General features: G+C 52.4%; 15 protein-coding genes and 3 pseudogenes. 8 read left to right on the top strand and 10 right to left on the bottom strand.

The window, feature by feature from the left end; all coding sequences use genetic code 11:
• The first annotated feature begins 11 nt into the window (after nucleotides 1-11).
• A complete protein-coding gene (locus tag FEJ81_RS22225; RefSeq protein WP_138247378.1) occupies nucleotides 12-191 on the top strand; it encodes a hypothetical protein in 180 nt (59 codons plus the stop codon).
• Nucleotides 166-531 (top strand): annotated as a pseudogene (locus tag FEJ81_RS22220) (Rossmann-fold NAD(P)-binding domain-containing protein); the annotation flags it as partial. The gene FEJ81_RS22225 and the pseudogene FEJ81_RS22220, both read left to right, overlap by 26 nt.
• A gap of 292 nt (nucleotides 532-823) precedes the next feature.
• On the opposite strand, the pseudogene FEJ81_RS24030 reads toward FEJ81_RS22220, so the two are convergent.
• The 8 genes and pseudogenes from FEJ81_RS24030 to FEJ81_RS22185 all read right to left on the bottom strand — a co-directional run.
• Nucleotides 824-1,158: pseudogene (locus FEJ81_RS24030) on the bottom strand (IS630 family transposase); the annotation flags it as partial.
• Nucleotides 1,159-1,614: 456 nt separating this feature from the next.
• Nucleotides 1,615-2,517, bottom strand: a complete 903-nt coding sequence (locus FEJ81_RS22215; protein ID WP_138247377.1) for a DMT family transporter — start codon at nucleotides 2,515-2,517, stop codon at nucleotides 1,615-1,617.
• A gap of 3 nt (nucleotides 2,518-2,520) precedes the next feature.
• Nucleotides 2,521-3,483, bottom strand: coding sequence for an LLM class flavin-dependent oxidoreductase (locus FEJ81_RS22210; RefSeq protein WP_138247376.1), 963 nt, complete (start codon nucleotides 3,481-3,483; stop codon nucleotides 2,521-2,523).
• Nucleotides 3,480-4,445, bottom strand: a complete 966-nt coding sequence (locus FEJ81_RS22205; RefSeq protein ID WP_138247375.1) for a dihydrodipicolinate synthase family protein — start codon at nucleotides 4,443-4,445, stop codon at nucleotides 3,480-3,482. The genes FEJ81_RS22210 and FEJ81_RS22205 overlap by 4 nt, the downstream gene beginning before the upstream one ends.
• A gap of 101 nt (nucleotides 4,446-4,546) precedes the next feature.
• The gene (locus tag FEJ81_RS22200) at nucleotides 4,547-5,338 is read right to left on the bottom strand and encodes an ABC transporter permease (protein ID WP_138247374.1); all 792 of its coding nucleotides are present in this window, start codon (nucleotides 5,336-5,338) and stop codon (nucleotides 4,547-4,549) included.
• Nucleotides 5,335-6,129 carry an ABC transporter ATP-binding protein gene (locus FEJ81_RS22195; RefSeq protein ID WP_138247373.1) on the bottom strand — a complete coding sequence of 265 codons (795 nt, stop codon included), beginning with the start codon at nucleotides 6,127-6,129 and terminating at the stop codon, nucleotides 5,335-5,337. Before FEJ81_RS22195 ends, FEJ81_RS22200 begins: the two co-directional genes overlap by 4 nt.
• Nucleotides 6,126-6,980 carry an ABC transporter permease gene (locus tag FEJ81_RS22190; RefSeq protein WP_138247372.1) on the bottom strand — a complete coding sequence of 285 codons (855 nt, stop codon included), beginning with the start codon at nucleotides 6,978-6,980 and terminating at the stop codon, nucleotides 6,126-6,128. The genes FEJ81_RS22195 and FEJ81_RS22190 overlap by 4 nt, the downstream gene beginning before the upstream one ends.
• A gap of 6 nt (nucleotides 6,981-6,986) precedes the next feature.
• Nucleotides 6,987-8,039 (bottom strand): ABC transporter substrate-binding protein, encoded by a 1,053-nt coding sequence (locus FEJ81_RS22185; protein WP_138247371.1) that lies wholly within the window; start codon nucleotides 8,037-8,039, stop codon nucleotides 6,987-6,989.
• A gap of 618 nt (nucleotides 8,040-8,657) precedes the next feature.
• Between FEJ81_RS22185 and FEJ81_RS22180 the strand changes: the two genes are divergently transcribed.
• A complete protein-coding gene (locus FEJ81_RS22180) occupies nucleotides 8,658-9,413 on the top strand; it encodes an IclR family transcriptional regulator (RefSeq protein ID WP_138247370.1) in 756 nt (251 codons plus the stop codon).
• 861 nt (nucleotides 9,414-10,274) lie between these two features.
• On the opposite strand, the pseudogene FEJ81_RS22170 reads toward FEJ81_RS22180, so the two are convergent.
• Nucleotides 10,275-10,857, bottom strand: a pseudogene (locus tag FEJ81_RS22170) (IS6 family transposase); the annotation flags it as partial.
• A gap of 710 nt (nucleotides 10,858-11,567) precedes the next feature.
• Here FEJ81_RS22170 and FEJ81_RS24025 point away from each other — a divergent pair.
• The 3 genes from FEJ81_RS24025 to FEJ81_RS22155 all read left to right on the top strand — a co-directional run bounded on the left by FEJ81_RS24025 (nucleotide 11,568) and on the right by FEJ81_RS22155 (nucleotide 13,653).
• The gene (locus FEJ81_RS24025; protein WP_229504833.1) at nucleotides 11,568-11,816 is read left to right on the top strand and encodes a hypothetical protein; all 249 of its coding nucleotides are present in this window, start codon (nucleotides 11,568-11,570) and stop codon (nucleotides 11,814-11,816) included.
• A gap of 373 nt (nucleotides 11,817-12,189) precedes the next feature.
• Nucleotides 12,190-13,104, top strand: coding sequence for a shikimate kinase (locus FEJ81_RS22160; protein ID WP_138247369.1), 915 nt, complete (start codon nucleotides 12,190-12,192; stop codon nucleotides 13,102-13,104).
• A gap of 246 nt (nucleotides 13,105-13,350) precedes the next feature.
• A complete protein-coding gene (locus FEJ81_RS22155) occupies nucleotides 13,351-13,653 on the top strand; it encodes a hypothetical protein (protein ID WP_138247368.1) in 303 nt (100 codons plus the stop codon).
• A gap of 4 nt (nucleotides 13,654-13,657) precedes the next feature.
• On the opposite strand, the gene FEJ81_RS22150 is transcribed toward FEJ81_RS22155, so the two are convergent.
• Complete coding sequence (locus FEJ81_RS22150) at nucleotides 13,658-14,617, bottom strand: shikimate kinase (protein WP_138247367.1); 960 nt, start codon at nucleotides 14,615-14,617, stop codon at nucleotides 13,658-13,660.
• 388 nt (nucleotides 14,618-15,005) lie between these two features.
• On the opposite strand from FEJ81_RS22150, the gene FEJ81_RS22145 reads away from it, so the two are divergent.
• Both FEJ81_RS22145 and FEJ81_RS22140 read left to right on the top strand, forming a co-directional pair.
• On the top strand, nucleotides 15,006-15,536 hold the full coding sequence (locus tag FEJ81_RS22145) for an amino acid-binding protein (RefSeq protein WP_138247366.1): 531 nt from the start codon (nucleotides 15,006-15,008) through the stop codon (nucleotides 15,534-15,536).
• A complete protein-coding gene (locus FEJ81_RS22140) occupies nucleotides 15,533-16,486 on the top strand; it encodes a homoserine dehydrogenase (protein WP_138247365.1) in 954 nt (317 codons plus the stop codon). The genes FEJ81_RS22145 and FEJ81_RS22140 overlap by 4 nt, the downstream gene beginning before the upstream one ends.
• Nucleotides 16,487-16,538 lie beyond the last annotated feature (52 nt).

The following is a 16,538-nucleotide window of genomic DNA, read 5'->3' as shown; positions in this document are numbered from 1 at the left end:
GAGAGTAGCCGATGTCCTACGAACCCCCGACCCCACCGGCGAACCTCCCGACGGAGATCGTTAACACGCTCAACGAGTCGGACCCGGAACGGCTCCGAGACGTTGCTACGCACGCCGAAGCGCTAGCCGAGCACAAGGAACGTGAGGCCCGTCTCGAGGAGTCGCCCTGCAGTAGGAATGCAGGGAGATGAGTCAGGTCTCCATTTTAATCCGCCGTCCGTGGGGTGCGTAACCGAACTAGTCGCCAAGCGTGCACCTGCATCGACGGCTATCGCAGGAGCGTTTCACAATCTCGCTGCCGACCGCCTTGCCGACCTCAACGCTGACCTTGACGTCGATACACTCGTAGTGGCCAACGACGAAGAGGTACGTCAGCAGGTCATCGACCTCGTAAACGAACTGGCCGGGATACGGGCCCTGAGTGCCGGGCCGCTAGCAAATGCGGCTGAAGTCGAAAGTGTTACGCCACTAGTTATCAACATTGCCCGCTACAACGACAATATGCACGATATCGGCGTCCGGTTCACCTAAACTACTACAGGAGTATAGAATTTTCTTCACCAAATCGGTCTACCGGGACAGCAGGTCACGGTGGAGTTCATACTTATGGACATAAGTACGCGAATATATTTGGAGTTCACTCTTACGTAGAAAATTGTTGATACTGTTGAGCGGTCGCTGTAGAGTCGAAGAGGACAAGGGCACTGCGTCAGCGATGCCCGACACGGATGATTCCGCTCGATGTGTTTGGGTCGGAATCAGTCGCAGCGGACCTGTTCCAACAGGTTCGCTGACGTGACGGTGTAACCTGTCCTCGCTGCCGTTCTGATCTGAACTCTTCACGGAGATACTGACGAACCAGTGGAACGGTCCACGCGGGCGCGTCAAAGTTTGGATGGCCCCCTGGTCGTGGCTCGTCGTAGACAACTTCTTCGAACGGCTCATCGGCGACCGCTTGAGTCGGCTGGACCACTTTGACGCCCATCCTTCAGAATATCTGCACAGTTCGGTTGCGTCCTCTTGCGTTACCTCATCGATCTCTTTGTACGTGATTGCAGCCATGAGCCGCTCTGTTGCGGCTGCATCGTCAACCTCCGCCAGGTGCTGGCGGAGGTAGTCGGTCAAAACGTTAACCAGAGCCACTAACTCAGTATACAGATTAGATCTTTATGTATTTTAGCTGCCAGTATGAGCATGAAAATCCTTCTCTGGCTTGTACGCGATTCCCCGTATCTCTTGTCGGTACTACTGAAGTACTCGAACACCAAACACGGACACCGACGCACCACCGATCACTACCGGCATCCAGTAAATCGCGCCTCTGAAAACAAGAACAGTTGAATCAGCAGTTCAGTGAGCTTGAAACCCGGTTCCAGATCTTCAAAGAGCAGGTGAGAACCCAGCTCAAGAAAGAGATTAGATCAGGGAGTCCCTGTCATCAACTCCTTCTTCTTCGTTTGCTTCAGTAAGTCCAGAGAGTTCGTGTCTGACTGTTTGAGGCATCGATCCAAAGTTCTGTTACAAGGGGAATTATTATTGATGAACTGATGTAATATAGATGGTCCAAATATAGGTGTAGAGGTTTGACCGATTAGTTTGTTTGGTTGATGCCGATCATGTGGAACCGTATAGAGTAATAATAATAGCACCGACCACAATAACCCCTGCAGCGGCCATTGTCTGCCTCGTTACTTGCTCTCTGTGTGAGAGCGCAAGATAGGCGACAAACGCGACGAGCAGTGGACTCGTTTGGACGATCGGAACAACGATCGAGACGGCTGTCCGCTCCAATGCCATGTAATACGCATAAAGAAAACCCGTATTCACGAGACCCGCTGCGATATACCAGCGGCCAGAGGCCTGTAGTACTGATCGGAGTGTTGGTAGTCGGTCCACAAACCAGAGGTATCCGAGGAAACCAATACTTGCTGCGAGAACCTTAATTGCTAATCCGACGTAGACGGGAGTTCCTTCTTGGAACCCTAGTTTGACAAAGCTAGGCTCGATGCCAAAGAAGAATGCAGAAGTTAATGGTACTATGAGGATCATTGCAGATGAGGTATCGCTTACTTTTGCCTGGCTACTAGTTATTTCGGTTGAGACTAGTATAATACCAGTAGTGATAAGCACAATTCCAAGAAAGTGTTCAAATGTTACAGGCTCTGAAAGTACAAAGATCGCTACAATCGTCGCGTGCAGTGGTTGAGACGATTTAATTGGCTCAGTCCGACTAGCACCAATTCGTTCGATACTTAGGTAGTAGAGCGACCGTGCGAGAACTGTCCCGGTGATGCCTGCTGCAATGAAGACGATCAGTGAGAATACCGTCACTTGATAGGCAGGGTAATAGTAGATCGTGACTGGGACAACCACAAATAGAATGTTGCTCGCTAGTACGACGAGCAATGCATCAATGACGCCGCCTTCGTCGGTGCCGATACGAATGAAGATAGCTTGCAGGGCAAGACAGATCGCTCCCGCCATGGCAAGCCCGATCCCGACGAAGGTAGCTGACATTTATCAGTTGAACGCGGATAGAACCTCTGTTGCGATCGTTTCCATCGTCTCCATCGTCTCTTCAGTATCCATATCCGGATATGTAAACCGGAAGATCAGGTGGTCGAGATCGAGGGCATCCCGGTAGGTCTCAATTCCTTCGGTGCACTCCTCGGGAGTCCCCACGATTATGCGCTCGCGAGCGAACTCCTCGAACCGATCGGACTCATAGTCCTCGAAGAATTGGTGCCCCCGTCCGGCGTAGATTTGGTACTTCTCATCGAGATGCTCCTTTGCGCGCTCCATCGCTTTAGTGCGCGTTTCACCAACGACGATGTCTCGAAGTAGTGGGCGTGATGCCGGTGTACCGTCTAGATGCTCGTCATAGAGTGCTTGCTTTTCTTCAAGAACGTCGAGGCTGGCGACGGCGCCCGGTATCCAAGCATCGGCACGTTTGGCCGCTTGCTCAAGCAAGTAATTCCCCCAGACGCCGTACCAGATCTCTGGACGCGGCTCCTGCTGAGGCTGGGGAGCAATCCCGTAATCGTCGACAGAAAAGTGCTTTCCATCGAACGAGACCCGGTCTTGGGTCCAGAGTTTCTTTAACAGGATCGTCGTTTCAATTGTTCGGCCGACCCGATCATCGAGAGAGACGTCAAAGGCCTCGAACTCAGTCGGATCATAGCCGACGCCGAGTCCACAGGTGAATCGTCCTTCGCTGATGACATCGAGCATTGCGACTGCATTAGCTAGCCAGACCGGATTGTAAAACGGGGCTACAATAATATTAGACCCGAGCTCGATCTCGGTCGTGCGACTGGCGACCGCAGCAAGGTTGAGCAGCGATGTTGGCCACCACTGTTCGTCCGGTGTGTAATGTTCAGCGAACCAGACCGAATCGAAGCCGAGTTCCTCGGCAGCTTCGATCTGTTCGAGCGTCGGCGTGAAATCATTGCCTCCCTCCATCGGACGTAGGCCGAACTTCATTGGCTATCACCCTCGAGCGCCCCGTGAGTGATCAGTTGATCACGCAGGTCAGCCCGTTCATCGTCGGCGACGACCGGTTGCGGACTGCGGACGTAGTCGTCCTCAATAATTCCTTGAAGCTTGAGGCAATACTTGATTCGCGAGGTCGCTGTGACGATGGGCTGCCTGAATAGCAATTCTTTGACCTCAAGTAGCTCTTCTTGGATCTCAAGCGCCTCGGCGTAGCGATGCTGCCGAGCGAGGTCGTACATTTCGACCCATCGTTCAGGAAGAACGTTGGCAACACCGACGAGTGCGCCGTCAATGCCGAGCATGAATGACTGGGCAAGGAAGCGGTCGTTCCCAGAGAGGATGTCTATTTCGCCACCGTCGTTCTTGAGCGTGTGAACGACGTCGGTGAAGAGACTAACATTGAAGCTAGCCTCCTTGATTCCGATGACGGACTCAAGCTGGGAGATGCGTCCGAGCGTCTCCGGTTCGTACCAGTAGGACTCGATGGGGACCTGGAAGAGAACGATAGGGACGCCGGCACGTTCGTCGAGTTCCTGGAAGAAGCGATAGCGCATCTCCGGCGAGGTGTTCCCCCAGGCGAAGAGTAGAGGTGGAATCACCATTACTGCGTCGGTACCTGCCTCCTGAGCGGCGATGGCCTTTTCGACCGCCTCATCGGTTGACCGCGGAGCGATCGTACTGACGTATGGCAGGTCGTCGTCGATTTCCTCCGTGACGATTTCGAAGACGCGACGCTTCTCTTCGAACGTTAGCACTGGTCCTTCACCGACGCGCGTACAGGAGATAAGACCGCCGAGACCGTCGACACCATTGAAGTATTGGATCAGTCGTCGGAGGCTCTGTTCGTCGATGTCGCCTTCGGACGTGAGCGGTGTTACGTGGGGGACGAAGACGCCGTTGAGTTCGATTTCGTTCTCGATTCCGTTCGCATCTGCCGTGTTTGCTGTCATTGTATCGTTGGATCGCGTATCTTGCGGGTATTTCTACGTAGACTGTACTCCTCGATGCATGAGTGGCGAGCTCGGTCTCTAGTGAGTGACCGATAAAATCGTTAGCTCACATTGGAATCCCTCCATTTGAACGTCCGCCATTCGACCGGCTTCAATACACCATACTCGATGGTTAACATTACTAGGACAAATACCAGTAAGTAGGCTAGCAGCGCGTCAATCCTACCTTGGGAGTACCAGTATCGGAACATTGAGCCGATTCCTGACTGGATGCCGAACACCTCTGCTAATGCGACGATCTTCCAGACCATTCCGAGGATGTATCGGAATGTGCCGAAGATGTACGGTGAGAGGTGCGGGACATAGACGTCTTTCCAGACCTGAAACGACGAGGCGTCGAATGCGGCTGTCATCTCAAGTAGGCCAGTGTCGACGCTTTTCATCCCCTCCCAGAGATTTACGATGCCGAATGGCGTCGCTGCAACCAGTACAGCGACGATAACCGACATCGTGCTAAACTGGAAGAGGATCATGCAGATCAGGATCAGGATGACCGTCGGGATCGTCATCCAGAACGGAAGCCAGTCCGAGAGGACTGCCTCAACTGTCTCCGAACGCCACATGAGGATGCCGAAGACGACGCTGAGCGACAGCGCGATGACTGTCGCAATTAGGACCCGGAGGAACGTCCGTTCTAGATGATAGATAGCCGTATAGCCGCGTGGGCCGGGCTGGAGTGAGAATTCGATCGCCAGTGAAAAGACGTGTGCTGGCGTTGGTAGAGTCGCTGGATTGGCGATCGCCATTGCAGCGAGTTGCCACATAGCGACGAAGGCAGCGATGGGGATCGCTATTTGGGAGATCCATCCCGCGGCAACGACCTTTCGCATCATTCCATCTCCTCCAGTAACTCCTCAGATTCTTCCTCCGTGCTTCCTTCGAGATGGCCGAAGAACTGATTCATCAGCTCTGTCTCGAGCTCGACCAGTTCTGGAGCCTCGAATTCGCGCGGGCGCTCAACGTCGATAGTCGCGCGATTGAAGATCTGTCCATCGTTATCAATGAACAATATTTTGTCTGATAGATAGACGGCTTCACTGATGTTGTGAGTCACGAACAGAACCGTCTTTCCGGTCTCTTGCCAGAGGTCGAGGACGTCTCTGCGGAGCTGTCGCGCTGTGAGTTCATCGAGCGCGCTGAACGGTTCGTCCATCAGCAAAACATCGGGATCAACTGCGAGCGCACGAGCAATACCGACACGCTGTCGCTGTCCGCCAGAAAGCTGGAGAGGGTAGCTGTCCTTGTTCTCGAGCAAGCCAACCATCTCCAGACTCTCTTCGATTCTGGTGTCGTGTTCGGATTCAGGGATGCCCTTGGCTGTCAGTGCAAACGAGATGTTCTGCCGGACTGTCCGCCATTTGAGTAGCCGCGGATCTTGAAAGATATAAGCGTACGATAATGAGGCTGGGTTAACTGGCTCCCCATCACGGGTTATCGTTCCGCTATCGCGTGAAACGAGACCCGCGAGGATGTTCAACAACGTCGACTTCCCACAGCCAGACGGCCCCATAATGGTTGTGAACGATTCTTCTTCGACGACCAGATCAACATCTTGTAGGACCTCAAGCTGTCCGCCATCGGGTTGCTCGAATTGTTTCGAGAGATTTTGGATCTCAATTGTCATACGCCTGGTTCCTCCATCGTTTCGGATTCGGTCGCGGGGCGCCACTCGAAGAGGCGCTGTTCGTACAGTCGGAGCAGGCGCTCAGCACCGAATATCAGCCACATTATCGGGAGCGCCCATGCAATGATCATATTGGCCTGGAAGGTCTGGTAGTAGTAGTCCACGATGAGACCGACGCCGGAAGTTGTCCCGAAGATTTCTGCGACGAGTGAAATCTTCCAAGAAAGGGAGAATGCGATGCGGGCCGTTGACAAGAGGTACGGCCGTAGATGAGGCAGATAAACCTCTTGCCAGACTTGTGCCGTCGATGCATCGAACGTAGTCGCCATCTCTACGAGTTCGGCATCGACGTCTTTTGCGCCCTCCCAGACGTTGACAATCACGTATGGGGTGACGATCATGAAGATCGTGAACGCGGGAACCAAGTACGTCGTCAAGCCGAACCAGAGCACACCCAGAAATGCCCAGATGAGCGCTGGGAACGACATGAAGATCATGACTGGCGTCGTCAGGTACTCATCGAGGAATTTGTTCGTACCCATCAGGATACCAACGGTGGTTCCAACAGTCATCGCGGCACCGAATCCAAGGAGGATTCGCGCGATGGTGATCCCGTAGTTCGCGATGGGATCGTATCGACCGCTTCCGGAAACGACTTCGTACACGTTGGTCGCCAGTAGACCGAGGCCTGGAAACTGGTTCGGATTAAATGCTAGCGAAAGCAGTTGCCATCCTATTAGAACCAAGCCAAGACCTCCAAGCCGGGCGAACATGGTTCTGTTGCCGATCCGTGAGGCTATCACCTCATGATCGTTTGTCCAGTTCGTCAGTGTAGTTGTCCAGTTCGCCATTGTGGATTACAGGGCCTCAAGGTCCTCATTGGTGTAGGCATGCTCATCGATGTCAGGGACGGATTCAACGCCACCGTGTTCATGGACGTACTCAATGAGCTGCCACTTGCTGTCAATGTAATCCTCGCTCCACTCCTGCTCAAAGACCCGTTCTTGTTCGACCTGATCGATGACGACCTCTATCTCGTCCTCGTCTTGGAGCCCAGCCAATTCGCCATACTCGTTGATTGCCTCCTCAACGTTGTCTCGGAAGAGGTCAACAGCGTCTTTCCAGCCAGCTACAAGGCCACGAGCTTCGTCGGGGTTCGACTCCACCCACTCCCGTTCACAGACCATACTCGTTACTGGCGGGGCGTAACCTGTTTCGTCCTGCCAGACCTCGACTGGATCGAAGATAGGTCGAACATCTGGATTGGCCAGCCCGCGGATACCGAAGCCGGTGAAATTCACCATGGCATCGATTTCCTCGTCTTCAACGAGTAGATTCCACAGTGCTGGCGGATCTGTGGAAATTACCTCCTCTGGGTCCTCCTCCATATCGAAGTCGAGGACACTCCCCCACATTGCTTGGTTAGTAAGTGTATTTGTGGAACCCCAGGGTGGAATGCCGAGAGTCCGTCCTTCGATATCGTTAACGGATTCAATGTCAGAGTCTTCTCGGACAAACGTCTGGGAGATGATGTTCATGTGGGGCCCGATGACGACCAAGTCCTCACTGTCGTTTATATTCTGGATACTACTGAGCGTCGGAAAGCTCGTGGCCGATGTCTGGTTTGCCGTGAACGAGCGTGTGAACTGTCCGAAGCCAACGACGTTCTGGTTAATGTTGACATCGTGTTCTTCCCAGACGCCATTATCCATCCCGTAGTCGTAGACTGGGATGTACAGTGCACCTTCGCTCCCGTAGATCTGGAGCTGTCCACCGTTTCCAGACTGAACGAGAGATGAGCAGCCACCCAGTATGCTAAGCGATCCTGCTGCACCGACTGCTGCAGTCGTCCGTAGCATGTTACGTCGGCTGTGGTTAATCGTACCGTCAGCCGTGTTGTGGTCTTTCATACCTCACAATCGCCCATCCAGGACTATTCCATATAAATGTTGCTCAAGATTGTACACTTGTTTTACGGGATATTATGGATTAGAGGGTATGTCTCCTGTATCCCTGATATTAGAGAGGATAAAGTGAGAGGGTAGATACGCTAATATTGGATATTATATACACTTAAGTAGTAGACTAGCTGGGGGAATAGCGGAATTCAGGCCAGTCTGCGTGCTATTTAGCGAAATAATTCGATATGGATCTTTCGAGCACTTCAACAATCTTATCCAAGATAAGTGGATCTTATATGTGCTCTGATTGCGCTCATGCTTCAGCGCGCGGTAAGCTCAACGAATTCGAGCCGTATGAATTACAATTTTATAATACCGATTTCCAGGCGCGATCCTGTGTACCGTTTTGGCATACCAAATAATCGGTGAAAGGCTACAATATAGCGATCTTACCCTGATGCGTGGCGTATTCTCGATCTCGTGTATTCATCCGGTAATATTGGAATTTATATTGTAGAAGGGATCTGCACGGCAATATCATTGATTATAATAAGGGATGGGGGATAGAGTAGTAAGCGCTAATCCTATAATACTGTATCTTATATACTAAGATGTTGCATATCGACCATGAGTTCAACGTCAACCTTGTCAACTATTGATAAGACAGTACAAATCATCTATGCGGTCAGAGAACTCGATGGGGCTCGGGTTTCGGAACTGGCTGACCATTTAGAAATGTCTACGAGTACAGTTCACTCTCATCTCGCCACGTTGGAGGCAAATGAGCTCGTCGTCACAGAGGGAGACGAGTATCACCTTGGTATGCGCTTCCTCCAACTCGGTAAATATGCCCAGCGACGACGAGAAGGATACGTCCTTGCTGACGAATATACAGAAAAGCTTGTTGAAGAGACCGGGTATCGTGCTATCTTTTTTGTCGAAGAGCATGGTCAAGGCGTATTTATTCATATGTACTCAGGTGATCACCCGCCGTGGATGCACACTGACGCTGGCCAACGCGCGCACTTGCATCCATTGGCTGCAGGAAAAGCAATTCTTGCATTCTATCCGGAATCAACGGTGCTGGAAATCCTCCGTGAGCAGGGAATGCCACGTAAAACCGAGAACACGATCACTTCACCGAATGAATTCCTAGACGAACTAGAGGAGGTTCGAGAAACAGGAGTCGCCTTCAACGATTGCGAGAACGTCGAGGGGATCCGAGCTATCGGCGTTCCTGCGAGAGCCCCTAGTGGCGAGGTAATTGGTTCGTTCAGTATTTCTGGCCCGAAGAACAGTATGCCTGACGAAGAGTTCCGAGAAGAGTTACCAAAGGTACTGAAAGGTATTGTTAATGAGTATGAACTAGAACTGACGCTATGACCTGTCTAGCTCCCATCTCAATGATTGGACTTAGTAAATCAATCGACTTGTACTGACGACTGCTAAATTACATCGTTAAGAAGGGAAAGCCGTTCACAAATGTCTAGAACCACTATTTCGTCGATGGTAACCCCGTAAATATTTGGTATCCCACAGGACGGACGCCGACCCAGGGATCGTTATCACCTACTGGCTTATCGACAGAGACAACGGCTTTAGTCTTCCACAGCAATCACAGGAGTTCAATGTACTTAACTCAGGAACAGGAGAACCGCTTTCCAGGAAATCGAAAGACATCTGAAATAATCTAGACAGCGGCACCCTCTAGTTAGCCCAGTTTGAGGAACAAGCAGGTCAGAGAGTGAGGTTAGAACTATGCTCGCAGACCTGCGCAGCGAGTGCTACGCGGCGGAATTAGATGAATATTGAGAACGGGAACGGACGGCGACGCCCATCAGGGCGTTCGCCGTCCAGCTTCATGCAACCGGTTGTTCGCTTTGAGAAACACAAGCAATTCTTTGCACACTCAGCGTTGAACGGTCTCATCAAGCAATCTGGCACTGGGTATATCGCTGGCTGCAGCGTGCCAGACCTGCCGACGGCGAAGCCGTCGCGGATCGCGGTTGATGAAACCGCTGTCAAGACTAACGGCGACCGATCTTGGATGCATACTCAATAAATATTGATGCGAAACTCATCCTTGATGTAGCACTTTTTGGACGACGAGACACCGATCAACTGCTGCGTTTCTGCATGGATTCGTCGAAAAACACGTCTCTCCGACGCTGAGTTTCTTGTTGATGGTACTAGCTGTTTGGCTATCCTCTCTCGATTAGGATTAAGTGTCCGCCTCGACTATGTCGATCGAAACCACTTTTCGAGAAGGTTTTGCTCGGTATAGCTGACCTGACCGCTCGAACCTAATCGAGAAAGGGTAGTCCGATAGCCGAATTGACGACGAGAAACATAGCCTCCGAAAGATCGTGTTTCTCTTTGAGTTGATGCAGAAACGCAGCCGCTGGATCGGTGCCGTGCCAACCAAACAGAGCGACGTCGAGAATCAACTTTGTCTCGATGTCTATTGCAGCATCCAACCAAGACCACTCGTCATTGATTTTGACAGCGGTCTCGTCAACCGCGACCCTTGACGGCTTTGCCGTCCTCAGAACGCGAAGCGTTCTGATGGGCCGCACGAGAGCTCCGCTCTCGTGGACGTCGGCGGGTCGCACCCGCTGTCAGCCAGCCGATGTACCCACTGCCAGATTGTTTGATGAGAGCGTTCTACACCGATCAAGCGAAGAGCCGATTGTATCTCTCGAAGCGAACAACCGGTCGCGTGGAGTCGGACGGCGAACGCCCTGACGGGCGTCACCGTCCGTTCACGCTCCCAACATTCATCAAATTCCGCCGCGTAGCTCTCGCTGAGCGGGTCTGCAAGCATCATTCCAAACTAACTCTACGACCTGCTCACTTCTCAAACCGCGCTAACTAGACGGTGCCACGGAACGTGAGCTGACAAACGAGAACTAGGTCAACTCGCTGTCGATCGCTGATCATCTAGATACGTTTTCTTTACTCTCTGGATCTCTCACTCGGACGGCACTGAGTTTTTCGTCTCCTCAATGGGCATGAGGTCGTTGCGAACAAACATTTACTGTCAGACGAAGATGGGGAAGCGAACTACGATCAACACTCGAATCGCCGTCGATTCCTTGCTGCACTCGGTATCGGTAGCATAGTGGAAACTGTCGGATGTGCTAGCTCTGGTGGCAATGGCGATGGTAGGAACGGCAACGGAAATGGAAATGGAACTGAGGACAATTCAGAAATGACTATTGACGCACGCTTTGGAGCGACGGTAACTGCTGACGAATCAGCATCGATTGACGTCGACCATATTGTTGATCTGCTGTTCCAACCGCGAGAGAACCCCCCGATTCCAGAATTCTATTTCGAGCCGACAGGGCTGTACATTGAACCTGGCGACACGGTCAAGTTTAACATGGCGACGCCACATCACAACGTCAACGCCTACCATCCTGCATTCGGGTACAACCAGCGGGTACCTGACAAGACACCTGCCTACTTGGCACCGTTCTACCAGGTGGCGATGCGTGGTACTATACATTTGAACAAGAGGGCGTCCACGATATCATGTGTACACCTCTCGAACTGTTCGGGATGGTCGGCCGGATCGTTGTCGGATCGGCGAGTGGCCCCTGCGCAAATCCCGTCGGCGAGGCACCTGGGAATGAGCAGTCACGGCCGCCGGAGTACACCGCCGGCTCTGTGCTCGGCGATCCTGCGCTCGTGGCGGAGGCGATTGTCGAATCAGAGACTGTCGCCTGGAGCGATATTGCCGCCGAAAACAAACAGCCGATGTTGAGACCAGTTGAGGAATAGAGCTACTGACGATAAATTCCGTTTCTTTTATAGGAATATCGACTTGTCATCGAGATATCAACGACGTTGAGCCGAAGACCTCGAAGGTGATCGTGAAGACGTTTCCGAGACGTGGAGACCTCGTTGCCCTATTCCTGCCGCTCGCCATCCATTGACATTCGACGGCGAAGCGATCACAATGATCGTCTGAGAACCGAGTTTCGTCGCGCTCTGGTCCGTTACAATCCCAGGAACACCAAAATACGTCAAACGGATGGCGGCCACAGTTACTACGCTGGAGAACGGAAGCCGAATATTTCCGCGATCTGTAACTCTAACGTACGGACCGTTTGAACCAGTATATCTTTATGCGTGGTAACAAAATAGAATAGCAATGAAGGGTCACGCGACCGCACCCGCTGCCGGGACGATACTCAGTCCACTTGCCAACGGTTTCGGATCTGCGTTTGCGATCGATATGTACAGTACTGCAACGGTGGAACTTAACGATTCTGGCTCGATTTCTAGCGAAGTCTCCACTACTGAAAACGGCTCGGAAAGCCTATCGAATCTCTCTGAAAGATGTCTGGAGGCATGTATTGAAACCGTTGGCGATAACCAGGGTGGATCCGTGTATGTTGAAACTGAAGTCCCGTTGAACTCCGGTCTGAACGCGACCAGTGCAACTGCTAACGCGGTCGTATTAGCAACAGTGGATGCGCTCGGTATGTCAATTGGAGAGGGTTCGGCTCAGGATACGTCTGATACTTCGGGGTCGCACGAATCACGCGATTCGCTCCCGCTGATTGACGTAGCAAAGCTTGCAGTAACGGCGACCGAAGATTCGGACGTTATTATACCGAGTACGTTCGACAGTGCAACGGCCTCGCTATTCGGGGGAATTACTGTTACGGATAATATCGAGAATGAGATTATTCAACGCGATCAAGCGGAGTGGGACGTCCTCGTTTGGCTTCCTGCAAAGCTAATGAGTGGGGAGATAGACTACGAACGTTGCAAACGGTTAACGATTATCGCGGACCAAATTCTCGAACTGATCCAAAAGGAGAGATACACGGATGCGATGATGCTCAACGGGTTCGCCTTTAGCTCCGCGCTCCGATTCCCCAGCCAACCGATCGTCGAGGCGCTTCCGCTCACGAACGGCGTTACTGTCTCTGGAACGGGACCAAGTTATATTGCGGTCGGGAAAACGAGCACGTTAGAGAAGGTCCGACAGTATTGGGAACTCCGCAAAGGATCTGTTGTGGAGACGGCAGCAGTACGTGATGGGGCGCAAATCGTTTGATGAACTGTGGCCGACTGAGACGCAAGTGAGCAAGGCTGTACCATCGGTGGCGCGCTTTCCGAACGAATCGTTCACTGTCATGCCGCTACGGAAATAATCGCGCGGAGTCCGTTAGTATCCGGGGAATCAGTTAGCTGCTAGTTATATAGTACACTATCTAATATTTGTCTCCTCATCGGATCGAATGAATACCTATTGGATTACACACCAAACGATTTATTGTGGTATCTGGCGTAATATGAAACAATGCAGTACCATAACGAGGAGGAGGAGAAAGTGATCCGCGATAAGGAGGGACAACTGATTCGGGTATATTACGATGACGAAGAAGTGTTCCACAGGCATCACGAATGTGCTAACTGTGGATGGACCGGAGAGGTCGATTTCTATCCGCATCTGAAGCTCTGTCCTGACTGTAGTACTCCCCGTGGCAAACACGGTCTCCACAGGAAGCTGTGGTACAACGGAACGTGGGCCGATGCCCGCCTCGACGAACTGAAAAACGACATTCCATCAGCTGGCTGTTTCAACCCCGGAACGACCGACTAACTCCTCATGCGCTATCGAGAATATGCGCTCCCCTCTCGACAGTTTTCGTAAACCAAACTGATCCTTCCCGAAGTTCCCATTTTTCTTTCACCTCTTCAAGGTCGTCCCGTTTTCCAACAGCGACGAAACTTGGACCCGAACCAGACAGTGAAACGCCCTTCGTCGCAGGAAGCGCCTCGACGATCGGTTCACAGGTGAATCGAAGTGCCGAACAGAACCCGAACCCGTTGATCATCATTGCATCCTGGTATTTTTCTCTCGAGACGAGGTCGAGAATTTCGTCCGCGAGCGGAGCGAGTTGCTTACAGCGGTCGTGATCAACTTCGGAACTGAACGCTTGCTTGGGGGGAGTCCAGACGAGAACATCCCAATCGACGGTATCCCTCGTAATGAGTTCGTCCTCTAAATTATCCGTAACTGTCACACCACCGAACATCGACGCCGTTGCATCGTCGAATGCCCCCGTCGTCGTCACGTTCGCATCGCGTGCTGCTTCGACACCGATGCGAGTCGCTGTCAGGAGCGAGACTGCCTGTCCGTCCTGCTCGAGATCGTCAACAGTCCCATCCTGACCGGAAATGAGTCGTTGACCTCCATCGCTATACATGGCATTTTGATCAGTCGTGTCTATGATAGAGACATCGAGAGCGTCTAACGTCGCTAACACCGCCGCATTCGCGACGACGCTCGATGATTTGAGGCCGGCGGCCATTGGAATATCGCTATCAGTTCGAACGACACCGCCTTCGTTATCTCCGAACCGCTCCACACATCGTTCGACGCATCGCTCGATGAGACGTGTATCCATGTCTGGCTTATCCGCTACTTCCCCATAAATATCCCCGGAATCATCGAGTTCCACGGTTGCAGTGCCGTATTTGTCGATACCGAATGCAGCCCCGTATCCTGTCGCAAAAGCACAGAGTATTGTTCCCGCAGCGGGAGCAGCGGCGTGGCCCTTCATTGCCGGCCAGTATGAAAAGCAAATATAAAGGGGTAGCGGTTCGTGAGTGTTTTGCCCACACATGGGCAGCCGATACCGGTGGGAACAACCTCGATACTCACTTCAGACCCCTGCCGATGGAAAACGATGGTCTCCGCCGAACGGATCTGGTATAGTAGCCACTGGAAGTCACTGTACACCCGATCGCACAGCTATCGTGCAATCGGCGGGAAGGGTTTCAGTTGTTACTATAATATTCACACATATGATTAAAGTTAACATTATACTAATCTTCATAAAATAGATATAGTGTAGCCGTAGTTAGAAAAGGCAATATTTGTGGGCATCAGAACGTACACCTTCCGCATAGTAGTATTAGGTCTGTGAACGATAGATCAGGTGTTTGTCGATGAGTGATACCGAAAATGAGGTTAGCCCATATACGCTTCGTCTTGAACTCGCTGATAAGCCAGGGGAGTTGTTACGAGCACTCCGACCTATTTCAAATAAGGGAGGTAATTTACTGTCTATTTTCCATGAGCGAGGGAATATTACGCCTCGAGGACACATTCCTGTCGAGGTCGATATGGAAGCAACTCCGACCCAGTTTACATCTATCGTCGATTCACTTCGATCCGCCGGTGTTAATGTCATCGAAGCGGGATCAGATCAATACAAGGGGGAGTTGAGGGTGGTTCTCGTAGGCCATCTCGTCGATACCGATTTATCTGATACGCTACAGCGGATCCAAGAGAGCGGCGGTGCATCGATCACCGATATCGCTCTTTCCACGCCACTGGAAAAGGGGGACATTTCGAGCGCGCAATTGCGGCTATCTGCACGGGAAGGAGATTCGGAACAGATCCTCAAAGCCATTCGGTCGATCGCCGACGAGAAAGACCTACAACTCATCGAACCGGCAATGGAGGAAGACCAATGAAACTCGCAGTATTCGGCGTCGGCGCAGTTGGAGAATCGGTCCTGAAACTCGCGAGCAAAGACGATCACGAGATCGTTGCTATTGCAGATTCGACAAGTGCTGCGGTAGACGCGGATGGCATTGCCGTCGAGAAAGCGCTCTCTCGCAAAAGCTATCGAGACCAGGTTGGTAGCGAGGCGATCGAGGACGCACTCGCGGCGAACTACGACGTGCTAATCGAAGCGACGCCGACGACGCTCGATGACGCCGAGCCCGGATTCTCGCACGTCCGAACTGCGCTCGAACGCGACCGTCACGCCGTGCTCGCGAATAAAGGCCCAGTCGCACAGCGATACGCCGAACTGCGCGAAATCGAACGGAGTAGCGACGGGACGATGCTATTCGAGGCCACTGTTGGCGGCGCTATCCCCGTCCTGTCTACGATTGCGGATCACAGCGGCGAGGTGACCTCCGTTCGCGGCGTTCTCAACGGAACGGCGAACTTCATCCTGAGTCGGATGGGAACCGAAGGACTCGATTACGAGCACATTCTGGCAGAAGCCCAAGATCTCGGTGTCGCCGAGGCCGATCCGTCCTTCGACGTCCAGGGGACGGACACGGCGCTGAAATGTGTCATCCTTGCAAACGTTCTCAAAGACGGTGATTATACGCTCGCCGACGCGGAAGTAAACGGAATCGAAAGCTTACCTGGGAGCGCACTCGAGGTCACCGCACAGGACGACCGAACCATTCGGCTCCTCGGAGAGGTTTCCACCGAGGGGACGATTCGTGTCGGGCCACGACTCGTCACCAAGAACAGTTCACTCGCCGTGTCCGGGACGGTCAACACCGTTCAGTTAGAAACGGAACATTCCGGTACGCTAAACCTCTCCGGTCAAGGCGCAGGTGGGCCTGAAACCGCGAGTGCAGTTCTCTCTGACGTGCGGCGGTTAGAGCGAGAAGAATCGTAGTTCCGGCCTCGTCGAGATATTCCCGACGGGAATTGCCATCTATAGCGCCAAC

Origin of the sequence: Natrinema versiforme, from assembly GCF_005576615.1 — an archaeon.
GTDB lineage: Archaea > Halobacteriota > Halobacteria > Halobacteriales > Natrialbaceae > Natrinema > Natrinema versiforme_A.
The sequence above is the reverse complement of the archived record's forward strand: the minus strand, read 5'-3'. Positions and strand labels throughout refer to the sequence as shown.

What these genes read in the sequence shown, in the direction of transcription:
- FEJ81_RS22155 (WP_138247368.1), top strand. Translation starts at nt 13,351, where the DNA reads ATGCAGTACCATAACGAGGAGGAGGAGAAAGTGATCCGCGATAAGGAG.
- FEJ81_RS22140 (WP_138247365.1), top strand. Translation starts at nt 15,533, where the DNA reads ATGAAACTCGCAGTATTCGGCGTCGGCGCAGTTGGAGAATCGGTCCTG.
- FEJ81_RS22210 (WP_138247376.1), bottom strand. Translation starts at nt 3,483, where the DNA reads ATGAAGTTCGGCCTACGTCCGATGGAGGGAGGCAATGATTTCACGCCG.
- FEJ81_RS22200 (WP_138247374.1), bottom strand. Translation starts at nt 5,338, where the DNA reads ATGATGCGAAAGGTCGTTGCCGCGGGATGGATCTCCCAAATAGCGATC.
- FEJ81_RS22195 (WP_138247373.1), bottom strand. Translation starts at nt 6,129, where the DNA reads ATGACAATTGAGATCCAAAATCTCTCGAAACAATTCGAGCAACCCGAT.
- FEJ81_RS22185 (WP_138247371.1), bottom strand. Translation starts at nt 8,039, where the DNA reads ATGAAAGACCACAACACGGCTGACGGTACGATTAACCACAGCCGACGT.
- FEJ81_RS22225 (WP_138247378.1), top strand. Translation starts at nt 12, where the DNA reads ATGTCCTACGAACCCCCGACCCCACCGGCGAACCTCCCGACGGAGATC.
- FEJ81_RS22190 (WP_138247372.1), bottom strand. Translation starts at nt 6,980, where the DNA reads ATGGCGAACTGGACAACTACACTGACGAACTGGACAAACGATCATGAG.
- FEJ81_RS22150 (WP_138247367.1), bottom strand. Translation starts at nt 14,617, where the DNA reads ATGAAGGGCCACGCCGCTGCTCCCGCTGCGGGAACAATACTCTGTGCT.
- FEJ81_RS22160 (WP_138247369.1), top strand. Translation starts at nt 12,190, where the DNA reads ATGAAGGGTCACGCGACCGCACCCGCTGCCGGGACGATACTCAGTCCA.
- FEJ81_RS24025 (WP_229504833.1), top strand. Translation starts at nt 11,568, where the DNA reads ATGTGTACACCTCTCGAACTGTTCGGGATGGTCGGCCGGATCGTTGTC.
- FEJ81_RS22215 (WP_138247377.1), bottom strand. Translation starts at nt 2,517, where the DNA reads ATGTCAGCTACCTTCGTCGGGATCGGGCTTGCCATGGCGGGAGCGATC.
- FEJ81_RS22180 (WP_138247370.1), top strand. Translation starts at nt 8,658, where the DNA reads ATGAGTTCAACGTCAACCTTGTCAACTATTGATAAGACAGTACAAATC.
- FEJ81_RS22205 (WP_138247375.1), bottom strand. Translation starts at nt 4,445, where the DNA reads ATGACAGCAAACACGGCAGATGCGAACGGAATCGAGAACGAAATCGAA.
- FEJ81_RS22145 (WP_138247366.1), top strand. Translation starts at nt 15,006, where the DNA reads ATGAGTGATACCGAAAATGAGGTTAGCCCATATACGCTTCGTCTTGAA.